13 protein-coding genes are annotated in these 12502 nt (G+C 71.6%); 7 read left to right on the plus strand and 6 right to left on the minus strand.

Annotation, left to right across the window (positions count from 1 at the left end; all coding sequences use genetic code 11):
* The first annotated feature begins 15 nt into the window (after window positions 1-15).
* Genes ACZ5VD_RS23215 through cobC form a run of 3 tightly spaced genes read left to right on the plus strand, consistent with a single transcriptional unit; the run spans window position 16 to window position 2727 of the window.
* Complete coding sequence (locus ACZ5VD_RS23215; RefSeq protein WP_468554010.1) at window positions 16-750, plus strand: precorrin-8X methylmutase; 735 nt, start codon at window positions 16-18, stop codon at window positions 748-750.
* The gene (locus ACZ5VD_RS23220; protein ID WP_468554011.1) at window positions 747-1676 is read left to right on the plus strand and encodes a sirohydrochlorin chelatase; all 930 of its coding nucleotides are present in this window, start codon (window positions 747-749) and stop codon (window positions 1674-1676) included. The genes ACZ5VD_RS23215 and ACZ5VD_RS23220 overlap by 4 nt, the downstream gene beginning before the upstream one ends.
* Complete coding sequence (gene cobC, locus ACZ5VD_RS23225; protein WP_468554012.1) at window positions 1666-2727, plus strand: Rv2231c family pyridoxal phosphate-dependent protein CobC; 1062 nt, start codon at window positions 1666-1668, stop codon at window positions 2725-2727. Before ACZ5VD_RS23220 ends, cobC begins: the two co-directional genes overlap by 11 nt.
* Before the next feature lie 65 nt (window positions 2728-2792).
* On the opposite strand, the gene ACZ5VD_RS23230 is transcribed toward cobC, so the two are convergent.
* From ACZ5VD_RS23230 to ACZ5VD_RS23255, 6 genes are all read right to left on the minus strand, one after another.
* Window positions 2793-3710: an SCO1860 family LAETG-anchored protein gene (locus tag ACZ5VD_RS23230; protein ID WP_468554013.1), complete on the minus strand. Its 918-nt coding sequence runs from the start codon at window positions 3708-3710 to the stop codon at window positions 2793-2795.
* A 193-nt stretch (window positions 3711-3903) separates the two neighbouring features.
* Window positions 3904-4995 carry an amidohydrolase family protein gene (locus tag ACZ5VD_RS23235; RefSeq protein ID WP_468554014.1) on the minus strand — a complete coding sequence of 364 codons (1092 nt, stop codon included), beginning with the start codon at window positions 4993-4995 and terminating at the stop codon, window positions 3904-3906.
* 42 nt (window positions 4996-5037) lie between these two features.
* Window positions 5038-5829, minus strand: a complete 792-nt coding sequence (locus ACZ5VD_RS23240) for a PIG-L deacetylase family protein (protein WP_468554015.1) — start codon at window positions 5827-5829, stop codon at window positions 5038-5040.
* Between the two features lie 55 nt (window positions 5830-5884).
* Entirely contained in the window at window positions 5885-6676 is a 792-nt protein-coding gene (locus tag ACZ5VD_RS23245; RefSeq protein ID WP_468554016.1) for an amino acid ABC transporter ATP-binding protein, read from the minus strand.
* Complete coding sequence (locus ACZ5VD_RS23250) at window positions 6673-7506, minus strand: amino acid ABC transporter permease (RefSeq protein WP_468554017.1); 834 nt, start codon at window positions 7504-7506, stop codon at window positions 6673-6675. The genes ACZ5VD_RS23245 and ACZ5VD_RS23250 overlap by 4 nt, the downstream gene beginning before the upstream one ends.
* Window positions 7503-8366 (minus strand): transporter substrate-binding domain-containing protein, encoded by an 864-nt coding sequence (locus ACZ5VD_RS23255; protein ID WP_468554018.1) that lies wholly within the window; start codon window positions 8364-8366, stop codon window positions 7503-7505. The genes ACZ5VD_RS23250 and ACZ5VD_RS23255 overlap by 4 nt, the downstream gene beginning before the upstream one ends.
* Window positions 8367-8564: 198 nt before the next feature.
* Between ACZ5VD_RS23255 and ACZ5VD_RS23260 the strand changes: the two genes are divergently transcribed.
* From ACZ5VD_RS23260 to ectB, 4 genes are all read left to right on the plus strand, one after another.
* Entirely contained in the window at window positions 8565-9665 is a 1101-nt protein-coding gene (locus ACZ5VD_RS23260) for a pyridoxal-phosphate-dependent aminotransferase family protein (RefSeq protein ID WP_468554023.1), read from the plus strand.
* Window positions 9666-9841: 176 nt separating this feature from the next.
* Window positions 9842-10357 (plus strand): DinB family protein, encoded by a 516-nt coding sequence (locus tag ACZ5VD_RS23265; protein WP_468554019.1) that lies wholly within the window; start codon window positions 9842-9844, stop codon window positions 10355-10357.
* A gap of 290 nt (window positions 10358-10647) precedes the next feature.
* A complete protein-coding gene (ectA, locus tag ACZ5VD_RS23270) occupies window positions 10648-11166 on the plus strand; it encodes a diaminobutyrate acetyltransferase (protein WP_468554020.1) in 519 nt (172 codons plus the stop codon).
* A gap of 63 nt (window positions 11167-11229) precedes the next feature.
* A complete protein-coding gene (ectB, locus tag ACZ5VD_RS23275) occupies window positions 11230-12501 on the plus strand; it encodes a diaminobutyrate--2-oxoglutarate transaminase (protein WP_468554021.1) in 1272 nt (423 codons plus the stop codon).
* Window position 12502 lies beyond the last annotated feature (1 nt).

Genomic DNA, 12502 nt, shown 5'->3' on the forward strand with positions numbered 1-12502 from the left:
AATCGCCCGGATGGTGTGGATCGTGTGGTTCATCCGATCGAGCAGGAGTCCTTCCGGCGGCTGCGCGCCCGGCTGGACACCTCGGCCTTCCCGCCGCTGACCCGGGCGGTGGTGGAGCGGGTCGTCCACTCGGCCGCCGACCTGGAGTACGCGTCCGAACTCGTCATGGACGAGGGGCAGTTGGAGAAGGCGCACACCGCACTGCACGCGGGGGCGCCGGTGGTCGTGGACGTGGAGATGGTGGCCGCCGGGATCACCCGGCGGGAGACCGTCTGCCGGCTCCGGGACGCCAGGTCCGGGCCGGGGCTGACGCGTTCGGCACACGCCGTGCGGCTGGCCTACGAACAGGTGGGCCCCGGCGCGCTCTGGGTGATCGGCTGCGCGCCGACCGCCCTGGAGGAGCTGCTGACGCTGGACGCCTCCCCCGCGCTCGTCATCGGGCTGCCCGTCGGTTTCGTCGGTGCGGCCGAGTCCAAGGCCGCGTTGCGCGCGAGCGGGCTGCCCGCCGTGAGCAACGTGTCCGAGAAGGGCGGCTCGGCGGTGGCCGCGGCGGCGCTCAACGCGCTGCTGTACCAGCCCGGTCCGGCCTCCGGCCCGGCAGGTGCGCCGGGATCCGGCTCGGCATCCGGTTCGGCCGACGGTTCGGATCGCGACCCGTATCCCGATCAGCATCCCGGTGCCCCGCTCACCCCCCACCCCGTTTCGCACCCCGCTTCCCACCCTGCCCCGCACTTCGAGGAGAAATCGTGACCACCCCGCCGCCCGCCCTGCTCATCGCCGGTCACGGCACCCGGGACGAGGCCGGAGCCGAGGCGTTCCGTGACTTCGTCCGGGAGCTGGGCGACCGCCACCCCGAACTGCCCGTCGCGGGCGGCTTCATCGAGCTGTCCCCGCCGCCGCTGGGTGACGCGGTCACCGAGCTGGTGGAGCGGGGCGTACGACGGTTCGCCGCCGTACCGCTGATGCTGGTGTCCGCCGGACACGCCAAGGGGGACATCCCGGCGGCGCTGGCCCGCGAGAAGGAGCGGCACCCCGGGATCTCCTACACCTACGGCCGTCCGCTGGGCCCGCACCCGGCACTGCTGGCCGTCCTGGAGCGGCGGCTGGACGAGGTGCTCGGCGGATCGGCCCGCACGCCCGCGGACCGGGCCGACGTGACCGTGCTGCTGGTCGGGCGGGGCTCGACGGACCCGGACGCCAACGCCGAGGTGCTCAAGGCGGCCCGGCTGCTGTGGGAGGGGCGCGGGTACGCGGGCGTGGAGACCGCGTTCGTGTCGCTGGCGGCGCCGGACGTGCCGAGCGGCCTCGACCGGTGCGTGAAGCTGGGGGCCCGGCGGATCGTCGTCCTGCCGTACTTCCTCTTCACCGGCATCCTGCCGGAGCGGGTGCGGCACCAGACCGAGGGCTGGGCCGCGGCGCACCCGGAGGTCGAGGTGCGGTCGGCGGACGTCATCGGGCCGGAGCCGGAGCTGCTCGACCTGGTGATGGAGCGGTACGAGGAGGCCGTGCGGGGCGACCTGCGGATGAACTGCGACTCCTGCGTGTACCGGATCGCTCTGCCGGGCTTCGAGGACAAGGTGGGTCTGCCGCAGCAGCCGCACTTCCACCCGGACGACGACGACCACCACCATGGTCATCACCCTCACGACGCCCACTCCCACTCCCATGCCCACTGAGGCCCACGATCTGCGGCACCACGGCGACTCCGAGGTGCGGGACGACGGCGCGGGGCTGATCGACCTCGCGGTGAACGTCCGCGCCGACACGCCTCCGGCGTGGCTGCGGGAGCGGATCGCCGGCTCGCTGGGCTCGCTGGCCGCCTACCCGGACGGGCGGGCCGCGCGGGCGGCGGTCGCGGCCCGGCACGGGCTGCCGGTGGAGCGGGTGCTGCTGACGGCGGGCGCCGCGGAGGCCTTCGTGCTGCTCGCGCGCGCCCTGAAGGTCCGTCGACCGGTCGTGGTGCACCCCCAGTTCACGGAGCCGGAGGCGGCGCTGCGGGATGCCGGGCACACCGTCGGCCGGGTGCTGCTGCGCGAGGAGGACGGGTTCCGGCTGGACCCCGCGGCCGTTCCCGAGGACGCGGACCTGGTGGTGATCGGCAACCCCACCAACCCGACGTCCGTGTTGCACCCTGCCGCCATGATCGCCCGACTCGCCCGCCCCGGGCGGACGTTGGTCGTGGACGAGGCGTTCATGGACGCGGTGCCGGGTGAGCGGGAGGCCCTGGCCGGGCGGACGGACGTGCCCGGTCTGGTCGTGCTGCGCAGTCTGACCAAGACGTGGGGGCTGGCCGGGCTGCGGATCGGTTACGTGCTGGCCGCGCCGGAGACCGTCGAGGCCCTGGAGCGGGCGCAGCCCCTGTGGCCCGTCTCCACGCCGGCCCTGGCCGCGGCGGAGGCGTGCGTCTCCCCGCGGGCCCTGGCGGAGGCGGCCCATGCCGCGCACCGCGTCGCCGCGGACCGGGCCCATCTCGTCGCGGGACTTGAGGAGTTCGGGCCGGACGGGCTGCGGGTGGCCGGTCCGGCCGAGGGGCCCTTCGTGCTCGTCGGGCTGTCGCACGCCGTCGACGTACGCCGTCGCCTGCGCCGCCTGGGGTTCGCGGTCCGCCGGGGGGACACCTTTCCCGGTCTGGGCGAGGAGTGGCTGCGGCTGGCGGTACGGGACCGGGTGACGGTCAACTCGTTCCTTCAGGCGCTGGACCGGGCGGTGACGCTGGCGGGGCGGTGACATCGCTCGGAGGCAGGGATGCGCGGGGCCGTCACGGAGCGCCCCGCGCATCCCTGCCTCCGAGGTCAGCCCCGGCTCTTGGCGCGGCGCGCCAACAGCACGGCTCCCCCGCCCGCGACGAGCAGGGCGAGCGCGCCGCCCGCGAGGTACGGCGTCGTCGAGTTGCCGCCGGTCTCGGCGAGACCGGCCTCGGCGGGCTCCCCCTGCGGCTTCACGCCGTCGCCCGGACCCTGGCTCGGGGCCGCCGGGGCCGAAGCGGGCCCCGGCGGTGCCTCGCAGGTCGCCTTCGCCAGTGTCACGGTGCCGGTCACCTCGGCCACGTTGAGGTTCAACGGGTTGACGGAGACGGTGAGTTCGAGGGCCGTCGCGGCGGCCGTACGGCTCGTCCGCTCCGTCTTCGAGAGGTCGAGGCGGACCTCGCCGACGCCGGGGACCTTCACCTGGGTGGGGCCGCCGGCGGTGAGCGTGACCTTCTTGCCGAGGACCGTCACCGCGCCGAGCAGGTTCGACGTGGCGACCGGCGTCTTTCCGGCCTCGCAGGTCGCCTTGGAGGTGACCGTGCCGACTTCGACGAGGGACAGCAGCGGCAGGCCGGGGACGTGCAGTCGGGCGTGGGCGAGGTGGGTGGAGCCCTCGGCCTTCCCGGCGGTGACCGTGGCCTTCGCGTCGGCCACGTCCGCGCGCAGCACGCTGAAGGGCGCGCCGCCGTCGACGCCGTCCAACGTGGCTGTCAGCGCCGTCTTCTGCGCGCTGTCCGGCGCCTCGACGGCGTTGAGGGTGACCGCGAGCGGGACGTTCACGGTCTTGTTGAGCAGGGACACGTCGAGGCCGGTGCGCAGGACGACGGCGCTCGCGCGGCCCTGGTCAGGGGTCGCGTGGGCGGTGGCCGCGCCGGCGAGGGCCGTGGGCCCCGCGGCCAGGGCGGTGACCGTCGCGACGATCGCCGAACGGCGTGCGGGCATGCGGAAGTTGATGCTGTTCAAGGTGGTGGGACCCCCAGAGAGAACACGCTTGGGACCTCGAAAGGATGTCGCACCATCGGCCGTTCGACAGTGATCCGCCGGGAGTTCACACCATCGTGGCGCATCCGTGCAGACTTTCGATCAGTCGTTCACAGTCCGGTCCTGAGGACGCGCCGGCAGGGAGCGCGGGGCGAGGCCGCGCTCGCCCTGCCTGTCAGGCGAAGACCCTTCCGTTCAGCACCACCCGCAGCGGGGCCCCCAGCACGCGTACGTCCGTGCGGGGGTCCTGTGCGTAGACGACCAGGTCGGCCGGGGCGCCCTCGTCCAGGCCGGGGCGGCCGAGCCAGGTCCGGGCGGACCAGGTCGTCGCCGACAGGGCGTCCAGCGGGGGGATCCCGGCCGTCACCAGTTCCGCCACCTCCGCCGCCACCAGGCCGTGCGGCAGGGTGCCGCCCGCGTCGGTGCCGACGAAGACCGGGATGCCCGCGTCGTAGGCGCTCCGGACCGTGTCGTAGCGGCGTTCGTGGAGCCGGCGCATGTGGGCCGACCAGCGGGGGAACCTGGCCTCTCCGCCGTCGGCGAGGCGGGGGAACGTCGCGATGTTGACCAGGGTCGGGACGATGGCGACCCCGCGCTCGGCGAACAACGGGATCAGGTCCTCGGTGAGGCCCGTGGCGTGTTCGACGCAGTCGATGCCCGCCTCGACCAGGTCGCGGAGCGAGCTCTCCGCGAAGCAGTGGGCCGTCACCCGCGCGCCCAGCCGGTGGGCCTCCGCGATGCCCGCCTCGACCGCGTCCCGCGGCCAGGTGGGGGTCAGGTCGCCCACCTCGCGGTCGATCCAGTCGCCGACCAGCTTGACCCAGCCGTCACCGCGGCGGGCCTCCCGGGCGACGTACGCGACGAGGTCCTCCGGCTCGATCTCCCACGCGTAGCCCCGGATGTAGCGGCGGGTGCGGGCGATGTGCCGGCCGGCCCGGATGATCTTCGGAAGGTCCTCGCGGTCGTCGACCCAGCGCGTGTCGGAGGGGGAACCCGCGTCGCGGATCAGCAGGGTGCCGGCCTCGCGGTCGGTCAGCGCCTGCTTCTCCGCGACGTCGACGTCGACCGGGCCGTGCGCGCCCAGGCCCACATGGCAGTGGGCGTCGACGAGGCCGGGCAGCGCCCAGCCCGTCACCGTGCGGACGTCACGGGCGGCGACGGGACGGTCGTAGGAGATCCGGCCGTCGACGACCCACAGCTCGTCCCGGACGTCGTCGGGGCCGGTCAGGATCCGGCCCTTCACGTGCAGCACCGAGTGATCGTTCATGCACCGCACCTTAGGACAGGTCCTGGCCGGCGGGCCGGGCCGTCACTGTTCCCAGGGCGGCGGGCCCTCGAAGGCGAGTCGGTACACGTCGAAGAGGACGGCGGCCTCGACGCCGAGTGCGGGGCCGCCCAGGTGGGCCGCCCAGGTGAGGAAGGGGCCGGGTTCGAAGCCCTGCGCGCCGAGGCCCTTGGTGTACTCGGCGTGGGCGGCCAGCGAGGCGATGCCGCGTCGCAGCGGCTCGCCGGTGACGTCCACGCCGTGGGTGGGCTGTTCGGCGCCGGCGAAGCACACGAAGCGGACCCCGCCCCAGGGTTCGAGGCCCTCGTCGGCGAGTTCGGGGAAGATCCACCGGTTGCCCGCGTCCCGCGCCGCGTCCAGCGTGGCGAGGCCCACCACCCGGTGGTCGGCCTGGTTGACCACGCCGGCGACCATCCGCACGGTGTACGCGCCCGACACCACGACCTCGGGCCGGTGCCGGCGGATCGCCCGGACGATGTCGCGGCGCAGGGCGGGGCCGCCCTCGATGGTCCCGTCCCGGTGGTCGAGGAACTCGACCGTGTCGACGCCGACTTCGCGGGCGCCGGCGCGTTCCTCGGCCTCGCGCAGCGGGCCCGCCTCGTCGGGGTGCAGTCCGTCGATGCCCGCCTCGCCCCGGGTGGCCAGCAGGTAGGAGATCCGCTTGCCCTGGGCCGTCCAGCGGGCCACGGCGGACGCCGTGCCGTACTCGATGTCGTCCGGGTGCGCGGCCACGGCCAGACAGCGTTCCCAGTCCTCCGGCAGCGGAGGCAGTGCGGTACCGGCGCCGAGGCCGCCCGTGTCGTCGTGAGTCGTCATGACCCGAATGATGACGGTCGGCGGAGTCTGGGCGACAGAGGCGCGTATGCCCTTTTCAGTCCTTGCCGCCGACCTGGTCCGACGTCTCCTCCTCCACCTCGGCCCGCGCGGGGTCGAGGAGGCGGGAGAGGAAGTGGCGGGTGCGTTCGTGGCGGGGGGCGGTGATGACCTGTTCGGGGGTGCCGTCCTCGACGATCACTCCGCCGTCCATGAAGACGACCCGGTCGGCGACCTCGCGGGCGAAGGTCATCTCGTGGGTCACCACCATCATGGTCATGCCCTCCTGGGCGAGCCTGCGCATGACGGCGAGGACGTCCCCGACGAGTTCCGGGTCCAGTGCCGAGGTCGGTTCGTCGAACAGCATCACCTCGGGGCCCATCGCCAGCGCGCGGGCGATGGCGACGCGCTGCTGCTGGCCGCCGGAGAGGGAGGCGGGGTAGGCGGTCGCCTTCTCCGTGAGGCCCACCCGCTCCAGGTTCTCGGCGGCGACCTCGGCGGCCCGCGCCTTGTCGCGCCGGAGCACCCTGCGCTGGGGCAGCGTGAGGTTCTCCGTCACCGACAGGTGCGGGAAGAGGTTGAACTGCTGGAAGACCATGCCGATCCGGCGGCGGGCGGCGTCGATGTCGACGTCGGGGTCGGTCAGTTCGGTGCCGCCGACGAAGACCTGGCCCTTGGTGGGCTCCTCAAGGAGGTTCACGCACCGGAGCAGGGTCGACTTGCCCGACCCCGACGGGCCGATCACACACACGACCTCGCCCTGGGCGATCTCCAGGTCGATGCCGCGCAGCACCTCGTTGTCGCCGAACGACTTGTGCAGTGCGCGTACGTCGATTTCCGGACGGCTCATCTCACGGCCTCCCCGGCCTTGTTCTCCATCCGGCGCACGACGAAGCCGAGCGGGATGGTCACCAGCAGGTAGCACAGGCCGGCGACGAGGATCGGCGTGGAGTTGGCGGTCGTGCTCGCCAGGTCGCGGCCGTACTTGGACAGTTCGCGCTCCTCCAGGGTGACGCCGAGGAACAGCACCAGCGAGGAGTCCTTGAACAGGAGCACCAACTCGTTGGTGAGCGGCGGCAGGATGATCCTGAACGCCTGCGGGACGACGATCGAGATCATCGCGCGGGCGGGTGAGAAGCCCAGTGAACGGGCCGCCTCCAGCTGCCCCTTGGGCACCGCCTGGATGCCCGCGCGGATGGTCTCCGCCATGTAGGCGGCGGCGACCAGGCCGAGCGCGAGGGCGACCTTGCCGTAGGTGCCGCCGATGATCTCCGTGCCGGGGAAGGCGAGCGGGACGGCGACGCCGATGAAGATGAAGATGAGCAGGGCGGGCAGACCGCGGAAGATCTCGATGTACACGCCGGCGAACCAGCGGTACGGCCCGACCGACGACAGCCGCATCAGCGCGATGACCATGCCGAGCACCAGGCCGACGACGAAGCCGGACAGGGTGTAGAGCACGGTGTTCTTCAGCGCCAGCGTGATGACGTCCGGGAACATCTGCTCGGCGATGTCCCACTGGGCGAACTGGTTCTTCAGCCGGCCCCAGTCCGCCGAGACCGCGAAGGCGATCACGGCGGCGACGAAGACGACGTACTGGGCGCCCTGCGACAGGCTGCGCTTCTGACGCCGGGTCAGACCCTTGCGGCGGGGCGTGACTTCGGGCCGCGTATCGGTCATGAGGCGGACGGGGAGGCGGAGGCCGCGGACTCGTCGTAGGGGCCGATCCACTTCTCGTACAGCTTCTTGTACGTGCCGTCGGCCTTGGCGTCCGCGATGGCCTTGTCGATGGCGGCGAGCAGCTTGGTGTTGCCCTTCTTCACCGTGAAGCCGTACTGCTCACCGGTGTTGATCTGCCCGGCGACCTGGAAGGCGTCCGCGTTGGCCTTGTTCTTCAGCCAGCCCTGGACGACCGGGTAGTCGATGACGACGGCCTTGACCTGTCCGGAGCGCAGACCGTTGAGGACCGCGTCGGAGGACTCGAAGGAGACCGGGTCGAAGCCCTCCTTCTTGACGTAGTCCTCGCCGGTGGTCTGCGCCTGGGCACCGAGCTTGTCGCCCTTGGACTTCAGGTCCGCGAGGGAGGTGATGCCGCTGTCCTTGCCGACCAGGAGCGCCTGGGTGGCCTCGAAGTACGGGGCCGAGAAGTCGACGTTCTTCTTGCGCTCGTCGGTGATGGTCATGCCGGCCGCGGCCAGGTCGCACTCGCCGGAGTTGAGGAAGGCGCCGGTCTTGAAGTTCTCGAACGGCGTGTCGAGGATCTCCTGCTTCACGCCCAGGTCCTTGGCGGCCACGTCGATCAGCGAGACGTCGAAGCCCTGCACCTTGCCGTCGATCTCCGACTGGAAGGGCGGGTAGGGCAGGTGCGTACAGGTGGTGAGCTGGCCGGCCTTGGCCAGTTCGACCCCGCCGGCGGCGGTCTTCGTACCGCTGCCGCCGTCGTCGGTGGAGGTGCAGCCCGAGACGGCGACGAGCACCAGCCCGGCCGTCGCGGTGGTGGCGGCCAGGACGCGGGTCCGGCGCCCGAGGAGCGTGTTCACGGCGGGCCTTCCTGTGGGGGAACTCAGGGGGAGCACTCAGGAGGAGTACAGACTTCTGATTATAAGGAGAGGTTTGAGTCTCTCAAACCAATCCGATGGTTGTGGGGCCGTCCGGCCTAAGAAGTAATCGGTCGGAGGGAGGTGAAGGGTGCCGGTTACCCTCGTCACGTCTACCCCGTGAGCGAAGAGAGCACCCTCGTGACACATCCGTTTCTGGACCTGGCCCCGCTGACCGCGGCGCACTTCGCGTCGATCGAGGACCGGGTGGCACGACTGCTGAGCACCGCCCAGGACGTGGTGATCACCCAGGGCGAGGCGCTGCTGCCGCTGGAGGGCGCGATCCGCTCCACCGCCGGGCCGGGCACCACCGCGCTCAACGTCGTCACCGGCCCGTACGGCCAGACCTTCGGTGACTGGCTGCGCGACTGCGGTGCGACGGTGATCGACCTGGCGGTGCCCTTCCACACCGCCGTCACCGCCGGGCAGATCCAGCAGGCCTTCACCGAGCACCCCGAGATCGACTTCGTGTCCCTGGTGCACGCGGAGGCCGCGACCGGGAACACCAACCCGGTCGCGGAGATCGGCGAGGTCGTACGGCGGCACGGTGCCCTGTTCTACCTGGACGCCGTCGCCTCCATCGGCGCGGAGCCGGTGCTGCCGGACGCCTGGGGTGTGGACCTGTGCGTCATCGGGGCGCAGAAGGCGATGGGCGGGCCCGCGGGCGTCTCGGCCGTGTCGGTGAGCGAGCGGGCGTGGGCGCGGATGGCGGCACATCCGGGGGCGCCGCGCCGGTCCTACCTCTCCTTGCTGGACTGGAAGGAGAGGTGGATCGACGGCGGGCGCACGGCGCTGCCGCACGCGCCGGCGCAGCTGGAGATGCTGGCACTGGAGGCGTGTGTCGAGCGGATCGAGACGACGGGGCTGGAGTCGGTGATGGACCGGCACCGGTCCGCCGCCGCGGCGACGCGGGCGGGGGCCGTGGCGCTGGGCGGAGGCCTGGAGCCGTATGTCCACGAGGTGGCGGACGCGGCGCCGGTCGCCACGACGTTGCGGGCACCGTCGGGGGTGGTGGCGTCGGAGCTGGTGGCGCGGGCGTTGGAGTCCGACCCCACGGTGCCGTTGGTGGCGGGTGGGGGTGCGCTGGCCAAGGAGATGATCCGGGTCAACCACTACGGGATGGCCGCGACGCGGGGGGCCGTGCAGGGGAGTCTGGCGGCGTTGGGGGTGGCGTTGTCGGAGCGGGGGCTGGACGTGGATCCCGACGGGGCCCGGCGGGCCGCGGAGGGGGCGTGGCGGTAGGTTCGCCCCCTCCGCCCCTTCCCGTCCCGTTCCTGGGGGCTGCCGCCCCCAGGCCCCCGCTTCGGCCCCGAAAGGGCCTCGCCCTCAAACGCCGGGCGGGCTGAAACCATGCGGGCGGGCCGGGAAGAGGGCTGGAAGGCGCCCGTCCTCCGTGAAGCCCGTGGCCGGCTCGCCGTATGACAGCGACTCTCCCGGACGGTCGGCCCGTCCCCCTCATGACCGGTGACGAGCGGCCCATGCTCGACAGCTGGCTCGCGTTTCATCGCGCCACGCTGGAGCTGAAGTGCGCGGAGCTGGACGACGCCCAGGTGCGGATCGCGTCCGCGGAGCCGTCGGCGCTCACGCTGCTCGGGCTGGTGCAGCATCTGTCGGAGGTCGAGCGGAACTGGTTCCAGCGGGTGGCCTCGGGGATCGACGTGCCGCCGCTGTACGGGCCGGGGAACGGGTACACCCTCGTGCCGGAGCGGGGCCTCGACGAGGCGTTGGCGGTGTGGCGGCGGGAGGTCGCCCGGGGGCAGGAGCTGTGCGCGGGCCGGTCGCTGGACGACGTGGGGCGGATCACCGAGGGGTTCATGACCGGGGTGGAGGTCAGCCTGCGGTGGGTGTACGTCCACATGATCGAGGAGTACGCGCGCCACAACGGACACGCCGATATTCTGCGGGAAAGGATCGACGGGGTAACCGGGGCATAATTCGAAGCGAATTCCTGGAATTCCCACAGGCGTAGCTTCCCGTGTTCTTCTTCCCGCTTTCTTCCGACCTAAACGCAAAGATTCTGCGAACGTCGCCCGGTGGAATACGGGCGGGTCTCGTGGGGATTACATGGCTGTGACGCGTTACACATCACGACCGTTTCGCGCCTTATGTGCCGGTAGAAACCGTACAAATCCCCGCGCACGCCCGCGTGATAACACAGGCCCCGCTCGTCCGTAACCCCATGCGGCGATGCATTTTTCAATTTCCCTCGGTAAATTCAATTCGCATGACTGCCGCACAAGCAGACCTGCAAATCGACCGCCCGGAGGTGGCCGACGGGGCCGCACTGTGGCGGATGGCAAGGGACTCGAAGGTTCTCGACCTGAACTCGTCCTACAGCTATCTGCTCTGGTGTCGTGACTTCGCCGCCACCTCGGCCGTGGCGCGCGACGAGCACGGCGAGCCGGTCGGCTTCGTCACCGGCTACGTCCGGCCCGACCGCCCGGACACCCTGCTCATCTGGCAGGTCGCGGTGGACGAGACGCACCGCGGGCGAGGACTCGCCGCCGCCCTGCTGGACGGGCTGGTCGCCCGCACCGCCACCGAGCAGGGCCTGACCCGCGTCGAGACCACCATCAGCCCGGGCAACACCGCCTCCGAGCGCCTGTTCACGTCGTTCGCCGAGCGCCACGTCGCCCACCTGGAGCGGGAGGTGCTGTTCGACACGGACGTGTTCCCCGACGGACCGCACGACTCCGAAGTGCTGTACCGCATCGGCCCCCTGTTCTTCCCTCCCGCCGTCTGAGCACCGCTTCCGCACTCCGCACCAGACCCTCCGCACCCCCCACGCAACGAGGAGCGATTCGTCGTGACCATCACCCAGCCCGACCTCAGCGTCTTCGAGACCCTCGAGTCCGAGGTGCGCAGCTACTGCCGCGGCTGGCCCACCGTCTTCGACCGTGCGCAGGGCAGCCGTATGTACGACGAGGACGGCCACGCGTACCTGGACTTCTTCGCCGGGGCCGGGTCGCTGAACTACGGCCACAACAACCCCGTCCTCAAACGGGCGTTGATCGACTACCTGGAGCGGGACGGCGTCACGCACGGGCTCGACATGTCGACCACCGCCAAGCGGGCCTTCCTGGAGTCCTTCCAGAACCTGGTGCTGCGACCGCGCGACCTGCCGTACAAGGTCATGTTCCCGGGCCCGACCGGCACCAACGCCGTGGAGGCCGCGCTGAAGCTGGCGCGGAAGGTGAAGGGGCGCGAGGCGATCGTGTCGTTCACCAACGCCTTCCACGGCATGTCGCTCGGCTCGCTCGCGGTGACCGGCAACGCCTTCAAGCGGGCCGGCGCGGGCATCCCGCTGGTGCACGGCACGCCGATGCCCTTCGACAACTACTTCGAGGGCAAGATCCCGGACTTCCTCTGGTTCGAGCGGCTGCTGGAGGACCAGGGCTCCGGGCTCAACAAGCCCGCCGCGGTGATCGTGGAGACCGTGCAGGGCGAGGGCGGCATCAACGTCGCCCGCCCGGAGTGGCTGCGCGCGCTGTCCGAGCTGTGCGAGCGGCAGGACATGCTGCTCATCGTCGACGACATCCAGATGGGCTGCGGCCGTACCGGTGCCTTCTTCTCCTTCGAGGAGTCGGGCGTCACCCCGGACATCGTCACCGTGTCCAAGTCCATCAGCGGCTACGGCATGCCCATGTCGCTCTGCCTGTTCAAGCCGGAGCTGGACATCTGGGAGCCGGGCGAGCACAACGGCACCTTCCGCGGCAACAACCCCGCCTTCGTGACGGCCACCGCCACCCTGGAGACGTACTGGGCGGACGGCTCCGCGATGGAGAAGCAGACCCGCGCCCGGGGCGAGCAGGTCGAGCAGGCCTTCATCTCCATCACCGAGGAGAACCTCGCCGACGTGAAGGAGTACCGGGGCCGCGGCCTGGTGTGGGGCCTGGAGTTCCACGACAAGGAGCGGGCCGGACGGATCGCGAAGCGCGCCTTCGAACTCGGCCTGCTCATCGAGACCTCCGGCCCCGAGAGCGAGGTCGTGAAACTGCTGCCCGCGCTCACCATCACGCCGGAGGAACTGGACGAGGGGCTCAGCATCCTCGCCCGCGCCGTACGGGAGACCGTCTGAC

Source organism: Streptomyces sp. NPDC032822 (assembly GCF_055578825.1).

Coding starts and splice junctions, on each gene's coding strand:
- cobC (WP_468554012.1), top strand. CDS start 1,666: ATGCCCACTGAGGCCCACGATCTGCGGCACCACGGCGACTCCGAGGTG.
- ACZ5VD_RS23235 (WP_468554014.1), bottom strand. CDS start 4,995: ATGAACGATCACTCGGTGCTGCACGTGAAGGGCCGGATCCTGACCGGC.
- ACZ5VD_RS23240 (WP_468554015.1), bottom strand. CDS start 5,829: ATGACGACTCACGACGACACGGGCGGCCTCGGCGCCGGTACCGCACTG.
- ACZ5VD_RS23245 (WP_468554016.1), bottom strand. CDS start 6,676: ATGAGCCGTCCGGAAATCGACGTACGCGCACTGCACAAGTCGTTCGGC.
- ACZ5VD_RS23250 (WP_468554017.1), bottom strand. CDS start 7,506: ATGACCGATACGCGGCCCGAAGTCACGCCCCGCCGCAAGGGTCTGACC.
- ACZ5VD_RS23265 (WP_468554019.1), top strand. CDS start 9,842: ATGACAGCGACTCTCCCGGACGGTCGGCCCGTCCCCCTCATGACCGGT.
- ectA (WP_468554020.1), top strand. CDS start 10,648: ATGACTGCCGCACAAGCAGACCTGCAAATCGACCGCCCGGAGGTGGCC.